The organism is Ktedonospora formicarum (genome assembly GCF_016587355.1).
Classification (GTDB): Bacteria; Chloroflexota; Ktedonobacteria; order Ktedonobacterales; family Ktedonobacteraceae; genus Ktedonobacter; species Ktedonobacter formicarum.
In genome coordinates this window covers 4009847-4027369 of the sequence record NZ_BNJF01000001.1, presented here as the reverse complement: position 1 = coordinate 4027369, position 17523 = coordinate 4009847, and the positions used below count along the sequence as shown (strand labels likewise).

Genomic DNA, 17523 nt, shown 5'->3' with positions numbered 1-17523 from the left:
GATGGAAAGTAGGTCTCTTCTCGCCGAGCTTAGGCTCAACTGCGAGAGGAGAATCCTACTATGTCCCAACCCAACGAGGAGCTGGCACGCCAGCTTCACCAGGCATGGCAAGCTGCCTGGAAGCGCGAGCACGGCGGCGAGCGCCGCATGAAGCCGGTCAAGCAGGATCAGCAGTGGATCCGGAGGAACGGCACCAACGAGGTCGACATCGCCGCGACGGATTTCAGGGACCTGCCAACGGACTGGCAGGCCGAGAACCTGGCCTCCGCCAAGGCTGCCATCGACATCGTGCAGCAGCTCAAGCGTGAGGGGAAGTCCCTCAACGACGAGGCGACGCTGGAGGAGGCCAGCGCCCGCCTGCACGTGAACTGGCTCTCGCGTAACGGGAGCTGGGCTTCGGCGATACAGAGGAGGCCCTACAACCGCCTCCCCGAGCCGGAGAAGGAGAAGGACCGGGTGGTCATCCGCCTGGCTATCCAACTCGTGGGCTAGTTACATCCGAGGCTCAACTTCATCAATCCTGAAAAGGAGCGTGATAGGCTGATCCTTCTATTTGGCAAGGTTTGAATAAAGCACAAAAGCATCTTTGCGTGTAAGCGAGGGGGTGGCGATGATTTTATGACATCGCTACCCCCTCACCTTTTTAAGAAGCGCCTCTACCAATCCTGGCGTATAAGCCTGGTGCGCGCTACAATAAGAGCAAGCATACAGTCAATGTTCAGGATCAGAAAGGATAGCTCATGGACCTGACCCAGCGCTCCAGCGGCAAACAGTCAACGCTCATTATCTTCGATGGAAGCTGCGACTTCTGTACGGCAATCGTGACTATCATTCAGCGCTGTGACTGGCGTGGCATCTTCTCCTTCACCCCCTTCCAGCAACCAGATCTCCCCGAAAGCTACGGTCTCACAGTCCCACAATGTGAACAGACGGTCTGGATCGCCATGCCCGATGGGCACAAATTCGCAGGCGCACATGCCGTCAGTTCCATTCTCGATGGGCTGATCATCCTGCCCATCTTTACAACACTCTACCGGCTTCCTCCCCTCGCGAAACTCGCGGACGCCCTCTACGCCTGGATCGCGCGCAATCGTAGCCACTTTCCCGGTGTAACTCCCTATTGCCAGCGACCCGGCGCGCGATGCGGCGATGCGTAAGCTCGCTATTCTGGTGTCGCAGTAACCTGCTCATCTGGTAGCAGGACTTCGACCGGGTGTGCCTCAGGAACTAGCGGCGCTTCGTGCTTCGTCTCGACCTTCCCTTTAAAGTTAATGAGCACTACTCCCAGGATCACAACAAATCCGCCACCCAGCGCTATCAACGTTGGCACTTCCCTCAGCCAGACCCAAGCTATCACAAGCGAAACCACAGGCGAGACACAGAGAAAAGTAATGGCCTTTGAGGCACTAGAGCGCGAGAGCGCGAAAGTCCATAAGAGGTTGGCAATAGCGGCTGGGAAAAGTCCCAGGAAAGCGACAGAAAGTGTCGCTCCCAGCGGCGCATGCGGCAACTCCGACCAGAGGGCAGGCAGGAAGATTAACATGAAGAGCGTGCCACCCCAGAGGTTGTAGGTTGCCAGCTCTAAACCCGTATACTTGCGCAGGTAGCGTTTCTGAATGACAAAATAGACACTCTCAGAAAATGAAGCCAGGAGAATTAGCAACGCGCCCGGCGTAAAGCTTAGCCCTCCCTCTCCATTAAAGGAAATGAGCACAACCCCCACGAAACTAATTGCCATGCCGACCCAGCCCCAGACAGAGAAGCGTTCCCCCAGAAAGATTGTCGCCAGCAGCACCGTGAAGCAAGGCACTGTCGCGATCAACAGGCCCGCCGTGCCAGCGGTAACGCTCGTCTCTCCATAGCTCAGCCCGAACTGGTAGATGGTAATGCCAATTCCACCCAGCAAGATCATAGCGGGGATGTCACGTAGCTCAGGCATACGCATTCGCGTCACCAGGGCATAAATGATCAGCGCGCCCGAGGCGATGAGAAAGCGCAAGAGGATGAGCGCCCCCGGACTATACCCTTCCAGCCCAGCCCGGATACCAGCGAAGGCCGAAGCCCAGAGCACCAGGGTCAGCGAGAGTGCGATAATCGAAGGTGTATCATACGAAGCACGTTGTGATGATGAATGCGAATGTGTAGCCTGGCGTGACATACTTGTTCTGAAAACTCCTTCTCTAAAAAAAGCCAATATCGATCTATTTATTATTTCGAATACAAAAGACTCTTGATCCCCACCCACAACAAACTCTCCTTGCAGTATATAAGCCCACTAACCCATCCGTAAAGAGCCATTTATGCCACAAAATCGCATGCCGGAAGCCAAATTGGCTCCATGCCAGCGCGACCCAATATTCAGGAAAGAAGCACAAAAGGGATGCGTATGCCACTTCCAGCCCATGGTGGCATACGCATCCTCTTACTCAGACGCGCAATTCGCTATTTAAGACCCCTCCCATCAAAAATCCGTACGAAGCACTCCACACAACTCACACTGCGCCTTCTCAAGCCTCCCAATATTACCCACTCCACCCATATATAGCCGCGTCGCTTCAGCAACGGCATCCCATCCTTACTGCTGAAAGTGGCTCTCAACACTCCTGCGACTGACCTGACTATGCTCTTCACGCGCCTGCTCATAGCGCTGCCAGTCGACGCTCAGTCCCTTCTCCGCGAGAATCTCGACCACCAGATCCGTTGGGAAGCCTCGATCCGAGTGTAACTTATACACCTCTTCGCCGTCGACATATCCTCGCTCATCGCCTCGCAAGCGCTCCAACAAAGGTAGCCCCCTGCTCAGCACGCGCGAGAACATGCGCTCTTCCTGCTCCATCATCTGCGCCAGCGCTGGCACTTTCTCCCTCTCCTCTGGCGTGAGCAGATCGCCATGCCCCTCCATTAGCGGTCGCAATAGCTCGCTCAGGAAAGGGCGCTCGATACCCAGTACATAGCCCTGACGCGCCGCGCGCCGGATCAGGCGTCGCACGACCGAGTCACGTCCGGTCCGACCCGGACCTACCCCTACCAAACCCGCCAACATGACCGCGCGCGCGTGATCTACGATCATACGTCGGGTGCGAGGCATCTCCCCTTCGCGCTCTGGCGCAAGTTCTCGCAGACATTCCAGCGCGGGCTGGAAGAGGTCTATCGAGAAGATGGATTCACTGCCCTGCAACGCCATCGCCATGCGCTCCAAACCCATGCCAGTGTCAATATTCCGTAGCGGCAATTCGGTCATAGTGCCATCTACATGCCGCTCATACTGCATAAAGACCAGGTTCCAGACCTCCAGAAAGCGCTCACAATCACACCCTGGGCGACACGTCGCGCGCCCACATCCCCACTCGCTCCCCCGATCAACATAGATCTCCGAGCAGGGGCCACAGGGACCAGGACCATCCCCCATTGTCCAGAGGTTATCCTCAGTTCCCAACGCTACAATCTGCGCGTCAGGCATCCCCACTCGCTGCCATTCGCGAATCGCCTCGTCATCCTGTGGCAGCCCTAGCGACTCATCCCCCGCGTAGACGCTCACCCAGAACCGGCTAACATCTAGCCCCAGATGCTCAACCAACATCTCCATCGCCATCTCTATCGCCTCACGCTTCCAGTAATCCCCGATGGACCAGTTGCCCAGCATCGTGAACGCGCTTATCTTACGCCCGTTAATCCCCACCGCGTCCGCGTCATCCGTGCGCAGACAGCGCTGAAGCGAGGAGAGGCGTGGGCTGGGTGGCATCTCAAGCCCTCGCAGATAGGGCAATAAGGGCTGCATCCCCGCGATAATAAAGGATGTACTATTCCCCGGTACCGCGAGCGGGCTCGGCGTCAGTTCATAATGCCCATGCCGTCGAAAGTATTCCAGGTAACGCTGAACGATCTCTTGCGAACTTAAAACTGTTGTCATGACGTACACTCCTCATTTTGTGTGAACGAATACCCATAAGTCGCGCCGACACGCCTGATCGCCAGTCAATACAGGTATCCCTGTGTAATCATGCCCGGAAACAGCTCGCTTTTCACTTGCCTGCTCGCTCATTGCTCCGATTAAGGTTGAGCGAAAGCTCGAACAGCACAACAAAAAGCCCGCCCCAAGCATATATTGCTCAGGGCGGGCTGTATCTTTATCTTAAAGCTTACAAAAGCCCGTGGTACCACCTGAATTGAAAGCTTCTCCTGATAAGAGAACCTCTCCACTCACCAGGCACGGAATCGATAACGCAAACTATAACAACGCGCCACTCTTCGATGCCTTGCCCCATGATAACGGAGGGCTTCCGGCTAGAATTACTTGCGACTCATTAACGAGTCCGCGTTCGTTCCGCGTCGTGACTCTCTCAAGAGTCTGAGGGGGGCACACCATACGCGTACAAAATGGTGGACTCTCACTCTCTCCACCTCGCTGGTCTTTTCGCGTGCGTTCTGGCTTCTTCCCTCGCGCCGACTTCTCTATGGATCACAAACTATAAGTTATATGTCAAGTATACTGACCACCCCTAAGAAAGTCAAGCCTCGCTCACACTTTAGCAGGGCTATTTCAAAACCCGAAAAAAACATAGCAAAGGAGCCGGTTCTTGCTAGAATAGGTAATTACCAGCTAAAATTATCGATGTAGATCACGGCATCGTGACCATAGAGCGAGATGCCAAGCTGGGTAATAGGGCCTTTTAGGGATGAAGGAACGGTTAGAGTGACGTTATACCATGTCTGACTATTGTTGACCTGGATATAAGCGCTCTCTGGAAGAAACCATTGACCCGTCTGGTCTATGAGATAAATACCAACCTCCACATCTGATCCCTGCGTCTTGAGAACAGAAGCGTGTATCGTCTGCCCCACGTTGAGAGACGCGGGAAGGTTACTCGTACCCACAGCAGGGTAGTTATCAGCATTGTCGGGACCATAGGTTACCATCAATACATGGCTCCCGTCCACTGCGCTGCTTGTGGCGAGATTCTTGATGCTTGTAGTACCACCTCCATTGGTATGAGTCCAACCATCCAGCCCGCCATCTTCAAAAGAGATAAATGTCGTCTGAGTGGTTGAAGGATTCGTAGCCTGCGTCGGGACCTGCGTTGGTACTACCGTCGGCGTAGAACCTGCAAGCGGAGGAGTCGGCGTCGCCTTGTGTGATGACGGCGTTAGGGAATGAGGTGACGAGACCGCCGTTTGATTTGGAGGAAGCTGTTTCCCAGGCGTGCTTATAGGCGTGGTACTCGCGCCAACCCTCTGTTGCATCTCCTGAGCAATTTGATCTGGTGTTTGCGATACCTGTTGCAGCAACAACCAGGAAGCGCCCGCAGCACCAAGCACGACCAGACAGATAATAGCCGCGATTGAAAAGCGTCTCCTCTTGTTGTTTGATGCACTCTTCTGTAGTAGTTTCAAAGGAATGGGTGTCAAAGGAATAGGTGTCAGTGGTGGTGTTGACACCCCGTCCCAGGAAAAGGGATCGGTTTTGGCTTGAGTATCAGACGTGGAGTCATCTGGCATAAGCAAGAGAACATCTGCATCCAGCTCCTTTGTCTTCGAGGACACTGGAGGAGTGCTCAGGCTGCCAGTTTGAGAGATATGGTTGGTCGCCCATGCGCCCGGAATTTGAGGGAAAGCCATCGACTGAGTCAGACTTATTCCAGAGTGAGAAGTTTCTTTTCCTAACTCTTGTAACGCCTGGGAGGAAATACGAGAAGTCTCAGGCGAAACAGAGTTTTGATCCGATTGTTTGAGGCTGTTTAGCCAGCTACCAGGTAGCGGAGGGGAATCATCCACGGAATTTGGAGACGAGGACGCTTCATCGCCTTCTGCCTTTAAAACAAGCTGATCATAACGTGCGCCCAATTGATCTAGTAATCCCTCAACTCTCTGTGTATCTTTGGCAAGGCCTGGAGACTCTTCTTCCATGGCGAATCCTTTCTTGAACAGATCATACCTTAAGCATATAGTTGTTCAATTAGAGATGGTAAACAGAATATGCTCAAGTGTAACATACATTACCTGATCTTTAAGGGGTTTGGAGGGAAGAGTAGCACAAGATAACCAAGTAGGCTGTAGTAGAAGCATTTGCCAGGCATCACGCCAATATACACTACCTTCTTGCCATCCATCAGAGCGGCCCAATACTGTGAGCAGTTCCATTGAATCCTCTCGCCGCCCCTGCTATAATTTCTCGCGATGTATGTTGTCCAAGCCAACTATGAGTCTCACCGACTCGCTTGGAGGTGATATCCACCTGTAGATGGTCTCGACAGGCAATACCATCAGATCCAGAAGATGAGGAGCATCTTTTGGGCACTTTAGAGACTTTTGCTTCTCTAAAACTGTTTCACTGCTCCGGTGGTGCCGCATCTCGCGCCACGCTTTGAGTTCATCGAGCACCAAGCCTCTCTTCAAGCCTGTCTGAAGAAGGTCGCTGTAACGATGCATAGACGACTATGTTAACGGAAGGAGCGGCCATGCCGCGCTTCACCCCGGAAATTAAGAGCGCGTCGATCACACAGCTTGAGCAGGACATCGAGGCCCTCTCGCAGGACCCGACCAGTTGGAAGGCCATGGAAGATGTCCTCCAGAACCCCTTCGGGCTCAAGAGGTTCGAGGTTCAGCACCCCAACATCCAGAAGCTCATCGAGCTCTACCCAGAGCACAGCGCATTGGAAAACGGCGCGACGGATCGGCGGGACCTCAGCAAGCAGATCCTCCAGCTCGCCCAGCAACTGCTGGACTACCTCAAGTCCTTGTGATCATGTAATCGTCTGATCCCCTCTGTGTGGGATGAGCAGCAGGGTCGGAGCCTCACGGCTCCCGACCCGCGCTCATCCCGCACCCAGGGACACACCTCTTTCCCCAAGTATCACGTGCCAGGAGAATATCTCACCAATGGCTCACATCGCAACCCCAGGAGGCTCCTGATATTCCAACACTTGCACCGTATCTCCCACGCGAATCGTCCCGCTTCCCTCCCCAAATAGATATTGCCCAAAAAGCACTTTCTTGCCAAAAGTGCGATAGCGCGCGAGCGTCGCGAGCGGTTCCTTGCCAGTCATGATCCCTCTAGCCTGATCAACTGTGGTAATAGCGCAGCGATCACAGGCCCGCACCGTTTGAAAGGTATGGTTCCCTATCTTTATGGTCTTCCACCCATCTTCCGCGAAGGCCTCCGCCCCCGCGACGACCAGATTCGGGCGAAAGCGATCCATCGGGACAGGCATTGCCAAACGCCGATTAAGGTCGCCCAACGACTCCTCACTCAGCAGATGATATTGATAGCTGGTGAAGGAGAGTTGCTCCTGCTTAATAGTGTACTCTGGCATGACAGAGCGCCGCGTATCCTCCGTCAGGAAGACAAGTCGGCAGCGCACATGCAGAAAATCCCGAAACCACTCATCGACCTTGTCGCTAACAGGCAGTGCCTTACAGCGTCCCTCAAACCACTGGACCGCCAGAGGCCGGGCATTCCACTGAGGCTCCAGAGGAACCGAGAGCAGCGGCATCCCCGGCGCTCGCACCTGCAAGCAATCATCCGTCACAAAAGCGCGAATAGTGGCAAGCTGCGGAAAGGCCAACTGGTGCAGATTCGGTCCCTCCTCATAGGCAAGCATCCAGCGCCGATCATACCACAAGCCCCGCTCATACATCTGGGCTTCCCTTACCTCTGTACCCCCACACCCCTTAATCGGATAAACACAAATACGACTCAGCACAATATCAACCACAATCTCCCCTTTACCATTACAACAGCAACACCATATGTAGCCACATCACTTCACCAATCACACCATATGTAGCCGCGTCGCTTTAGCAGCGGCTCATTTCGCCCGCAACACATACCCAACCACCTCATACCCACGCCCAAAGTGCTCCTTCTCAGGCAGGTCGGTCAGCCACTCCCAGTGCTGTTCCTCGGCTATGGTAAATTGCTCCTTCACAAGATCAAAGAAAGCGCGTGGAACCAGGGGAATATCCCGCCGATGGCTCGCGTCATGATCGGTGCCATACACATTAAAGGCAAAGCCGCGTACATCGCTCAACAGCACAATCAGACCATCCTGATCCACCAGCGAGCCCAGCAGATGCAGATGAGCATTGATCACACGCAGTCGGAAGGCTTGCGCCGCCTCTTGATAGCGTCGATGTCGCTCCTGCTCACCCCAGAAATCTGGCGCGGCTACAATGATCGGGTCCAGCACATCGAGGATAGGATAACTGAAAAGCTGGGACATGACCAGCGAGCTAATGACCACCCCAAACTGGCCCTGCCCCAGGTCATCAAGCACAGGCGGATCAGGAACCTCGCACTCTTCGAGACAACTTGCTGCCGCGTCAAAGATCGCGCTCGCGCCCTGTGGTGCCAGTTTATCCCAGCGCTGACGACGAATAAGCCGCTCCAAATTCCGACTTACGCCCCCGGTCAGATCACACTCGACCAGGCGCATCCGCCGTCGCTGCCCCAGATTGGGCAACTGTAAATCACAGGCCCGTCTCATTCCCGCCAGGTCCAGATCCGCCAATACAAGCTCGTCCGTGCCCCGATTAAGCGTCACCAGCGGGACCTCAGTACAATTACCTGCCCCCAACACAACCACACTGGACGCGGTACTCGCCGGACGCCTCCGCAATGCCAACTGCATCAAAGATTCACAGCGCTCCAGATGCTCCGCCGAGTGCGTCCGAAACCACTCGCGGCGCTCTGGCCCCTGACTCTGAGCATTGTTATATGATAAATTCTCTATACGCACCGTTTCACTTAAACCTTTGCTATATAAGGAACATTTGTCGGATTCACATCCCACATTATACAGCAATGCTCAGATACCACACATATGTAGCCGCGTCGCTTCAGCAGCAGCTCTACTCCCACACATATGTAGCCGCGTCGCTTCAGCAGCGGCATCACACCTCCCCGCGCTCGTGCCAGGCCGCCAGCACCTCACGCTCTCGCTCAGGAGCGAGCGTCTTCCCTAGCTGACCCTCATCCTGCTGTTCACGAATCCACGCCAGGGTATCGCGCGCGGTCTCCTCCAACGAACGATAAGTAAGACCCGACTCAACAGCCTTCGTGTTCTTGACGGTGCAGAAGACATCGCCATCCTCGCCCGGTATCCAGAGCGGAAGTTCCATCCAGGGCGTAATCTCATGTTTCTCGATGAAGTCTTCCGCAACCCAGGTCAGACTCGCAGTGCCTCCAACAGCAACCCGTATGCGCTCCAATACTTGCCCCAGTGGCACAGGCTGCTCCGGCCCAATGCCATTGAACGCCCCTGTAACTCTGGCTTCTGAGAGGCGCACAGCCCAGTCTGCAAGGTCGCGCACATCAATCCACTCCAACGGCATATCCTGATGATCGGGAGCCAGGACCTCGCCGCCATGCGCGAGCCGATACGGCCAATACGTAAAGCGATTCGAGCCATCCCAGGGACCAACGATCAGGCCCGGTCGGATGATCAGCGTCTTGCCAGGGAAGGCCCGCTCTACTTCCCGCTCACACAACACCTTGAGCGGACCATAGCTCTCACCAGTGACCTCCTCAATGCTCTCATCCTCCAGGGTCGCCAGGGGATACGTCTCGTCAATACCCTTCTCTTTAAAATCGCCATAGGCATTGATAGTTGAAATAAAGGTATAATGCTCTGCCGCCCCAGCTAGCAACTCAGCGGAAGCCCTTACAATACGCGGCACATAGCCGCTGGTATCGATGACAGCATCCCAATGCCGCCCCTCCAACAGGTGCAGGTCATGCTCACGATCACCCAGGATCTCTTCTACCTGGGGAAAGAGCCCCGGTCGCGTCTTCCCACGGTGAAAAATAGTTACCTCATGCCCACGCGCAAGCGCGCTCTCCACTATATGCCGACCCAGAAATGCGGTCCCACCTAATAGCAATAATTTCATATCTTCCTCCTTCAATCTACAACGGTATTCAGATGCCTTCAGCCTCCATATGTAGCCGCGTCGCTTCAGCAGCGGCTCTACTCCCACACATATGTAGCCGCGTCGCTTCAGCAGCAGCTCTCACTGCTAGCATAACTGCCACAATCCCTCACCGCCAACCCAAAACGCATGCTGGTAGCATAGCTCTTATAGAAGCTATGCTACCAGCATGCGTTTTGGGACGATCCTATTATTTTCCCTTATATTCTGGAGGGCGTTTCTCGAAGAAAGCCTGAATGGCCTCTCTGTGATCGTCAGTCCGAATTGCGGTATCCTGAAGCTCGCCCTCAAGGCGCAAAGAGGTCGCGAAGTCGCTATCAAGTCCACGATACATAAGCTGCTTAATTAAGCCATAGGCGCGCGTCGGACCATTCGCCAGGCGACGCGCTAGCCGATAGGTCGCCTCCTCGAATTCAGCAACTGGCACGCACTTGTTGATCAATCCTAGCCGCTCTGCCTCCTGCGCACTTACCTCGTCGGCAAGCATCGCCATCTCCAGGGCTTTACCAATGCCAACCAGGCGTGGCAGCGCGTAACCACCACCACCATCAGGCACCAGACCAATACGCGAGAAGGCTTCGAGGAAGCGCGCATCATCGGCGGCGATACGCAGATCACAGGCGAGAGCAATATTGCAAGAAATACCGGCAGCGACTCCGTGGATAGCCGCGATTGTGGGTTTGGACATCTCCTGAAGCGTTCTCAGCAAATCATGATACTTGCCCAAGTGCTTACTTACCTCAAGAGGCTCACCACTCGCGTAAGCGCTGGCAAACTCGCTCAAATCCTGCCCCGAACCGAAGCCTCGTCCCGCTCCTTTCAGGACGATACAACGGATATCATCGTCCTGCGCAGCCTCGGACATAGCTTCGTTCAACTCGGCAAGCATGACTTCGTTGAAGGCATTCAATACTTTGGGACGGTTCATAGTGACGGTGAAAATATGGTCGGAGAATTGTGTTAGAAGGTACTGGTAATCGCCTCGCATTGAGTACACTCCTTACTTACTTCTTATGCGAATCCCAACACCACCTGAGCAGCGGCTATCGTTGGTTTGCGCATCCAAGTTTAGAGCTATCCCTTGATCGTTGGCACATCCAGCGTCAAGACTTCGAGAGCCATGCGCGCGTTCACATTCTGGTCAAGCGCTTCCACGGTCTTCAGGACAGAACGCACCATCTCTTCCGCCTGTACCGTCGTGATCTTCGCGGCCTGAGCTTTTAATTGATCGCGCATGTCAACGTTAACCGTCAGGTCAAGGCAGCCATTGCTTGCAAGCACCAGATCGCGCCACCATAGGAGAAACAGCTCTAACGTCTCACGCGTGCGCTCACTATCGCTAGCAACCCGTTGCGCGAAGTCAAAGCGTTGCACCTTGTTCTGAGTTGGAAGCTTCGCCAGCGCATCCAACTGCGCCTTACGTTCCTCCAACATCTCCTCATCCTCAATCGCCTGCACGGCCCACCCCATACGACCAGCAGCCAGGGCGGCTACCAGTGTCGCTTCTGACTCCTCAACCTCCCAATACTCACTTAAAGCTCGACGGATCTGGGACGGGGTCAGCAATTGCATGGGAAGCTGTTGCACACGTGAGAGGATAGTGGGAAGCAAGAGTCCTGGCTCGGGAACAGTCAGCAACAGAACAACATCCTGCTCTGGCTCTTCCAGCGTCTTCAATAGACAATTAGCGGCCTGCACGTTCATCAGGTGCGCATCAGGGATAATGAAGATATTGCGCCGCCCCTCCATCGTGCGCCGCGCCGAGTCGTTCTGAAGCGCGCGAACCTGCTCAATGACAATGAACTGCTTATCCGGAGCCTTGGCAATAATATGTACATCCGGGTGGTTGCCATGAAGCACCTTGCGGCACGCCAGGCAGGCATTACAAGGATTCTGCGGAGCCACGCGACTATCCCCATTACCCGTACACAGCAAGGTCTGAGCAAAGCGCCGCGCCAGCAGTTCTTTGCCAATACGAGGTGGACCCGAAAGCAAATACGCATGGCGCACTTGCTGCGACGCCAGGACGCGCCGCAAAATATCGATGACATGTTCGTGGCCGACGATATTCCAGCCCTGTTGTGCCTGTACAAGCTCATTTACCATTCCAACATGGTACCAGAAACCCCACCACTCCGCAAGAGCAACGTCTTGACACCCACAAACTCTCCCTACCTTCATATGCAGGCATTATCTGGTATAGAATACATCCATACACATTAATTACATATTCTCCATTTTTACTATCAATTTCTTCTATGTATCGTAAAAACATTGACATTTACTCAATAATTATATATACTACTAATATAGGATCATTGGCGGCTTGTGTGGTAATGTGGTAGTGCGTTCCTCGTCGTGCATCCCCTCCCAAGGCCTACTATCGCATCACCAAATGTCATAAATAACAATTACCTGTCTCCATATAACAAACGTATATAATCGCGTCACTTCTACCATATCATATGTAGCCGCGTCACCTCGCCGCATCACTTCTACCATATCATATGTAGCCGCGTCGCTTTAGCAGCGGCATCATGGAGGCTCACTATATGGCTCACAACTACCATGACCTCTTCCAGCGCCCCACTCGTTCCTTTCATACCCACATCACAGACTTCATTCCTTCATCTCACTTCCAGACCCCTATGATCATCTTTAATCTCCTTCCCACCGGCCTCACCCTCCTCACCGGACCTGCGCGCTCCGGCAAAACCTCCCTTGCCCTCCATCTCGCCCTCGACGTTGCTACCGGAGAACCCGCCCTTAACTCCCGTATCCCCACCCTCTCCGAAGATCAGCAACCCTACCGCACCTCCCTCGCTCGCGTCTGCTACCTCGCTCTCGATAGCTCGGATGACCACCTTCACGAGCTTACCGAGCGCCTCTTCGCCCCGCGCAACATCCAGAACAGACTCCACTTCACGCTCACCAATACCCTTGATGACCTCACTACCAAAGAAGGCTTCCTTAATCTCCAGGCCCAACTCACCTCCCCCAACATCGGCCTGCTCATCATCGATAACCTCGCCGCCATTCGCCAGCGCTTCCGTGGCAGCGACCGTGATCTCCTCGATATCCTGCGTCGCCTCGCCGAGCAGTGCCATATGAGCATTCTGGTCCTGCACACCGGTCGAGCCTCTACTCCTCTCGTCGAGCACGTCGACCACCACTGGCACCTCTCCCCCCTTCCCATCTCCTCCTACACACGCCTCACTACTAGTTGCCGTTCCCTCAAAGCCCGTCAATACCTCCTCCACTGCCCCTCCGATACCCTGAGTTTCCGCTTCGCCACTCTTGCAGAGAGCGCCTCCCTTACCACTATCAGCGCTCCTAAAGTGCTCTCCCCCGAACGCCTCGCAATCCTACACCTCATCCACAGCAGCGAGACGCCTCTCTCTCCTCTCCAACTCGCCACAGCTCTCGACGTCGATCACGGCTGTATGCGTCAGGTACTCTCCCAGATGCACAAAGCCAACCTGCTCACCACACCTACTTATGGTCGCTACGCCATCAGTCCCACCATCCAATCCTTGCTGCCCTCCCTTCTTGATGAGGTTTTCCCCCTTACGCTTCTCACCCTCAACACTATTCCACCTGACGACTCCCCCGAACCCAATGCAGCCAACCCTCACACTTCGCCATCGTCATCCAACTCCACTAACCCACATCCAGACGACTCCGCTCTCCTCGACCACATCTCAACGCTACGCCAGCTTGAAGCCCTACTCTCTCTCGATCCCGATGCACCCATCCCTCACACTTCCAATCAGAAGCAACCACCGACCAGGCACATGCGACAACACCCACAATAATAGCGCGAGTGGCTCTCCCAAACAGAGCACCGACCATCAAATGCTTACCCAGGACGTTCATACGCTCTAACACCAAAGAACATGCAATAGTAGCGCTTCTTGAGCCATCTTGCGCGCTCCCATAACCCTTTAATGCTCCGCCATCTGTACCATCAAAGAAGGCTTTCGGGGTTTGTATGCTATACTTAATCCCATACGTATACATTCAAGCACGCCTCCAGGGAAGCGCCGGACACCGGCATGTAAGGGAGAGCTACGCGACACACGCGAGCCAGGCAGGTTGGCAGAGGAGTCTTTGTTGTCCTTCATCTTTGCCCCTTTCAGAGGGGGAGTACAGAAAGGTTATATACTCCTCTCAAACGCAACCGAACAGAGAAACATACGTATATGAAGTATTCCTATCTGTTTGCCAATTCATAGCCCGCCTGTTGTCCAGATCACAGCGCTTCCTGGACAAATATGCTATGCTACATAATATATGCAAAACAGTCATTGCGGCTCTCTGAGCGCGAAGCGCTAGCCGCCGATCAGGCGGCGTTGAGAGGCGACTTAAATAACAGTCATTGCGGCTCTCTGAGCGCGAAGCGCTAGCCGCCGATCAGGCGGCGTTGAGAGGCGACTTAAATAACAGTCATTGCGGCTCTCTGAGCGCGAAGCGCTAGCCGCCGATCAGGCGATGTTGGGAGTCGGCTTAGATAATAGTCATTGCGAAACCCTTGAGTAGTTCGTGTTATATATGTAGGCGCAGCACTTTAGCCTGTGCCGGGCTCGCTACTCAATCTGATCTTTCAAATGAAGGTATCTCTACATGGGGATGGAGTTTCGCAAAGATCTTAAAAAATTCTCACAAAACTGATAAGGTTCATGTAACCAATGGATCTCCCTATCCGTTTGTACAATACGAATAGCAGTCTGCGCTCTTCTATGGAAGAGGAGCGCCGTGGTTCTCCTGGTAGTTCTACACCAGCCAGCAAAGATGAGGTAATAGAAGAGACCAGCCCAAAGGAAGATATAACATCGCCTTCACAGGAGCCAGCACCCGCCGATGCACAAGATCAGCGGACCCAGGCTTCTGAACATGTCAGCATTGAAGACTTTGAAGACATCTTCCAGCGCTATCAAGGCCCTATTACCAATTACATCTATCACCTGCTTGGCAACCGGGAGCAAGCCTACGACCTGGCGCAAGACGTTTTCGTCAAGGCATACAGGGCATTGCTAGGAGGCACACAGGTTCAGCCGGGTGCACTTTCGGCCTGGCTCTACCGTATCGCGTCAAACACAACGACTGATACGTTGCGGAGGCGTCGCCTGATTTCATGGCTCCCGCTTTCCCTCTTTAACGAGGATCGCGGCATCGGCGCTGGAGTTGTCTCGGATTCAGGAAATGCGAGCGGCGAAAGCTATAATAACGATGAACAGGTCCATGAGGCTCGCGCCAGCGCGGTAAGCGCCGCCTATGAGCGGAATAGCTATGATGGCGGTAAGTTCGAGAATCGCGTTGCTGATCGCGAGATCGTCGAACGCGTCTTCGAGCAACTTCCTCCTAAATACTCTTCTTGCCTCTGGCTCTATGAAAACGATGGCCTATCTTGTGCAGAGATTGCTGAAGTGCTTAGTATCAGTGCATCCGCTGTGAAGATGCGCCTGATGCGAGCGCGGGAACGCTTTATCGCATTGTACAAAAAAGAGGTCGGTGAAGAGTGAACTGTAGTGAAGCGCGAGAACTTCTCGCCAATTATGATGAATTACGCAAGGCAAAGGCAGATGTGCTTCCTGCTCTGGACGCACACCTGAAAGAATGCTCTGCCTGCCGCGAGATTCAACAACAAAATTCGTTTATCGGCGAGGGTATCCGCGCATTGCCGCCCCTCTCGCCATCGCCGGTGGCACATGCCAAACTCATGCGCGCTCTTGCGGCTGAACACACCCGCTATATCCAGCGCAACGCATCCCTGGACATTTCAACACCGACACCTTCTTTCCTAAAACCTTATCTCAAAGACCTTTCAGCAGATGAGAAGCACCTTGAACCTCTCACCACCTTCTCGTCCGCCGAAACCGGTCCTCTACCCGTCGTACCTATGGTACGCAAGCGTCCTCGCCTCGCACGCATGAGCCACGCCAGCATCGTCGGCATCGCCGCCGCCGTGCTTATGCTCATTATGGTCAGTGGCATCTCTTCACTCGTCCTGATGTCTCAGACAGGCAATAACTCGGCTAGCCAGCCTCACATAGTCAATCAAGTGGCTGTCACGAGTCCAACCCAGATTTCAGTCGCGTATAAAGGCTCCGCGCAAGGACCATACTCACATGTAGTTAGCTCTATCGCCAGCCGCGATACACTCTACTACACTGCCTATCAGAATAGCCTGAACGTCACCGATCCAACCGATAGCTCACAATTCACCTGGATGCTGGAAAAGCTCGATCTGTCCGGCAATACGAACGTCGAGCCTATTCCACTGCTAGAGAAAGATTCGACCAGCAAGCTCTACATTCTGGAGAGTTTCAATGACTGGCTAATCTGGCTCCAGGTCGACCCGCCAAAGACGACTTCGGGCAAAAACTCGACAACTAATACCACTCCGGCGAATCTGCTGCCCCATACTTGGCGCGTCCAGGCCCTCTATCTGGGCAATGATCCGGAGCAAAACAGCAAGAATAAGGATAAAAAGGAGACTGAAGGGACTCAAGGTCATCCAACCTTCAAGACCCCCATCACCCTCCTTAAGGGCACATACGATCAGAGTGCCGTTCCGGCCTGGGTCAATTCACCTCTTCAGGGGACCAGCACGTATAGCAATAACCTGCTTGTCGCCTGGCTCGACGCCCAGGGCACATCACATCTGAATAACTATCAGCTTGATCCTGAGAAAGAGCCTGTCTCAACTGAGTTGGCAAAGGCAACCGATGGTCATATTCTGACAACTCCAACCGCAACATCCAATGGACTGAGCATCTATTGGGGAGAGGAATGGACCACCGAGGATAACGCCCTGCATGGCAACATCTGGCAGAATCAGCAGAAAGAGGCTCCGCCTCAGCATGGTCGCTGGACGCCCCATAACCAGACCTTCCAGTCGCTCTTCCGTGACGATGGTGGCTCGTTCCATCCCCAGGTCGTCAATGGGACACTCTTCATCCTGAGCACGCTACCCGTGGACCAGGAGTTGATTGTGAAACCATCGCCCACACCGACACAGGGCAAGGGAACAGCGACCGCGACGCCGACGCGCACACCAACGCACACAAAAACGACTCCTACGCCGTCGCCGTCTGTGCCTCCAACCACAACGACGTCGCCTGCACAGGCACCAATCATCGCCAAGAACGATCCGGCGTCCTATCCCTTGCAGGCCGACGCCAGAATTCTGGGTACGCTGCTGGGCTACCAGATTAGCGATCCTGGCACGCCACAACAGCTCGGCGACGAGGGTCAATCGATGGCCCCTCAGGGCGGTGATCGCTTCCTGATCTGGCAGAACAAGGACAAGAGCATCAACATGTTTGATGTCCTGACCAACAACGCTGTCAATGTGAAAGAAGCTATCCCGACAAATACGATCTTCCTCTCGGTGAAGGGCGATACCGCCGTCTGGATCACCCCACCCGAGCAGAACGGGGATACCAATACCCAATCAGCCGATACGGTCCTGTTCAAGACCTTCAACTGGCCTACCAAGGTAGCCCCACCAGCCCACCCCTAACCAAAACAAAGAGAGGGAGTCCCTTGGTAAAGGGGCTCCCTCTCTCCTTTCTTCAACCACCACATATGTAG

The 17523-nt window shown here is 54.2% G+C and carries 14 protein-coding genes; 6 read left to right on the top strand and 8 right to left on the bottom strand.

The genetic code is table 11. The annotated features are described in order from the left end of the window. Positions 1-60 precede the first annotated feature (60 nt). Entirely contained in the window at positions 61-492 is a 432-nt protein-coding gene (locus K3T82_RS17370) for a hypothetical protein (protein ID WP_220194702.1), read from the top strand. 248 nt (positions 493-740) lie between these two features. After that, the gene (locus K3T82_RS17365) at positions 741-1157 is read left to right on the top strand and encodes a thiol-disulfide oxidoreductase DCC family protein (protein WP_220194701.1); all 417 of its coding nucleotides are present in this window, start codon (positions 741-743) and stop codon (positions 1155-1157) included. Positions 1158-1162: 5 nt separating this feature from the next. Here the strand turns inward: K3T82_RS17365 and K3T82_RS17360 are convergent, their stop codons facing one another. The 3 genes from K3T82_RS17360 to K3T82_RS17350 all read right to left on the bottom strand — a co-directional run bounded on the left by K3T82_RS17360 (position 1163) and on the right by K3T82_RS17350 (position 5904). Next, on the bottom strand, positions 1163-2158 hold the full coding sequence (locus K3T82_RS17360) for a DMT family transporter (protein ID WP_220194700.1): 996 nt from the start codon (positions 2156-2158) through the stop codon (positions 1163-1165). A 417-nt stretch (positions 2159-2575) separates the two neighbouring features. Further along, positions 2576-3910, bottom strand: a complete 1335-nt coding sequence (locus K3T82_RS17355; RefSeq protein ID WP_220194699.1) for an alanine--tRNA ligase-related protein — start codon at positions 3908-3910, stop codon at positions 2576-2578. Positions 3911-4593: 683 nt separating this feature from the next. Next, a complete protein-coding gene (locus tag K3T82_RS17350) occupies positions 4594-5904 on the bottom strand; it encodes a RodZ family helix-turn-helix domain-containing protein (RefSeq protein ID WP_220194698.1) in 1311 nt (436 codons plus the stop codon). A 551-nt stretch (positions 5905-6455) separates the two neighbouring features. Between K3T82_RS17350 and K3T82_RS17345 the strand changes: the two genes are divergently transcribed. Continuing rightward, complete coding sequence (locus tag K3T82_RS17345; RefSeq protein ID WP_220194697.1) at positions 6456-6740, top strand: hypothetical protein; 285 nt, start codon at positions 6456-6458, stop codon at positions 6738-6740. A 141-nt stretch (positions 6741-6881) separates the two neighbouring features. Here the strand turns inward: K3T82_RS17345 and K3T82_RS17340 are convergent, their stop codons facing one another. The 5 genes from K3T82_RS17340 to holB form a co-directional block, all read right to left on the bottom strand. Next, positions 6882-7712 carry an MOSC domain-containing protein gene (locus tag K3T82_RS17340; protein ID WP_220194696.1) on the bottom strand — a complete coding sequence of 277 codons (831 nt, stop codon included), beginning with the start codon at positions 7710-7712 and terminating at the stop codon, positions 6882-6884. Between the two features lie 93 nt (positions 7713-7805). Then, positions 7806-8735: a hypothetical protein gene (locus K3T82_RS17335; RefSeq protein WP_220194695.1), complete on the bottom strand. Its 930-nt coding sequence runs from the start codon at positions 8733-8735 to the stop codon at positions 7806-7808. A 154-nt stretch (positions 8736-8889) separates the two neighbouring features. After that, positions 8890-9888, bottom strand: a complete 999-nt coding sequence (locus tag K3T82_RS17330) for an NAD-dependent epimerase/dehydratase family protein (RefSeq protein ID WP_220194694.1) — start codon at positions 9886-9888, stop codon at positions 8890-8892. A 229-nt stretch (positions 9889-10117) separates the two neighbouring features. Continuing rightward, entirely contained in the window at positions 10118-10915 is a 798-nt protein-coding gene (locus tag K3T82_RS17325) for an enoyl-CoA hydratase/isomerase family protein (RefSeq protein ID WP_220194693.1), read from the bottom strand. Between the two features lie 86 nt (positions 10916-11001). Then, positions 11002-12033 (bottom strand): DNA polymerase III subunit delta', encoded by a 1032-nt coding sequence (gene holB, locus K3T82_RS17320; RefSeq protein ID WP_220194692.1) that lies wholly within the window; start codon positions 12031-12033, stop codon positions 11002-11004. A 446-nt stretch (positions 12034-12479) separates the two neighbouring features. Here holB and K3T82_RS17315 point away from each other — a divergent pair, with 446 nt between their 5' ends. The 3 genes from K3T82_RS17315 (at position 12480) to K3T82_RS17305 (ending at position 17452) form a co-directional block, all read left to right on the top strand. Beyond that, positions 12480-13742 (top strand): AAA family ATPase, encoded by a 1263-nt coding sequence (locus tag K3T82_RS17315; protein WP_220194691.1) that lies wholly within the window; start codon positions 12480-12482, stop codon positions 13740-13742. Between the two features lie 873 nt (positions 13743-14615). Next, positions 14616-15449, top strand: coding sequence for an RNA polymerase sigma factor (locus K3T82_RS17310; protein WP_220194690.1), 834 nt, complete (start codon positions 14616-14618; stop codon positions 15447-15449). Beyond that, complete coding sequence (locus tag K3T82_RS17305; protein WP_220194689.1) at positions 15446-17452, top strand: zf-HC2 domain-containing protein; 2007 nt, start codon at positions 15446-15448, stop codon at positions 17450-17452. The genes K3T82_RS17310 and K3T82_RS17305 overlap by 4 nt, the downstream gene beginning before the upstream one ends. Positions 17453-17523: the final 71 nt, after the last annotated feature.

Bases quoted from the DNA above. Each gene is read 5' to 3' on its own strand.
- K3T82_RS17365 (WP_220194701.1), top strand. From the start codon at position 741: ATGGACCTGACCCAGCGCTCCAGCGGCAAACAGTCAACGCTCATTATC.
- K3T82_RS17360 (WP_220194700.1), bottom strand. From the start codon at position 2,158: ATGTCACGCCAGGCTACACATTCGCATTCATCATCACAACGTGCTTCG.
- K3T82_RS17345 (WP_220194697.1), top strand. From the start codon at position 6,456: ATGCCGCGCTTCACCCCGGAAATTAAGAGCGCGTCGATCACACAGCTT.
- K3T82_RS17355 (WP_220194699.1), bottom strand. From the start codon at position 3,910: ATGACAACAGTTTTAAGTTCGCAAGAGATCGTTCAGCGTTACCTGGAA.
- K3T82_RS17325 (WP_220194693.1), bottom strand. From the start codon at position 10,915: ATGCGAGGCGATTACCAGTACCTTCTAACACAATTCTCCGACCATATT.
- K3T82_RS17310 (WP_220194690.1), top strand. From the start codon at position 14,616: ATGGATCTCCCTATCCGTTTGTACAATACGAATAGCAGTCTGCGCTCT.
- K3T82_RS17370 (WP_220194702.1), top strand. From the start codon at position 61: ATGTCCCAACCCAACGAGGAGCTGGCACGCCAGCTTCACCAGGCATGG.
- holB (WP_220194692.1), bottom strand. From the start codon at position 12,033: ATGGTAAATGAGCTTGTACAGGCACAACAGGGCTGGAATATCGTCGGC.
- K3T82_RS17315 (WP_220194691.1), top strand. From the start codon at position 12,480: ATGGCTCACAACTACCATGACCTCTTCCAGCGCCCCACTCGTTCCTTT.
- K3T82_RS17330 (WP_220194694.1), bottom strand. From the start codon at position 9,888: ATGAAATTATTGCTATTAGGTGGGACCGCATTTCTGGGTCGGCATATA.
- K3T82_RS17350 (WP_220194698.1), bottom strand. From the start codon at position 5,904: ATGGAAGAAGAGTCTCCAGGCCTTGCCAAAGATACACAGAGAGTTGAG.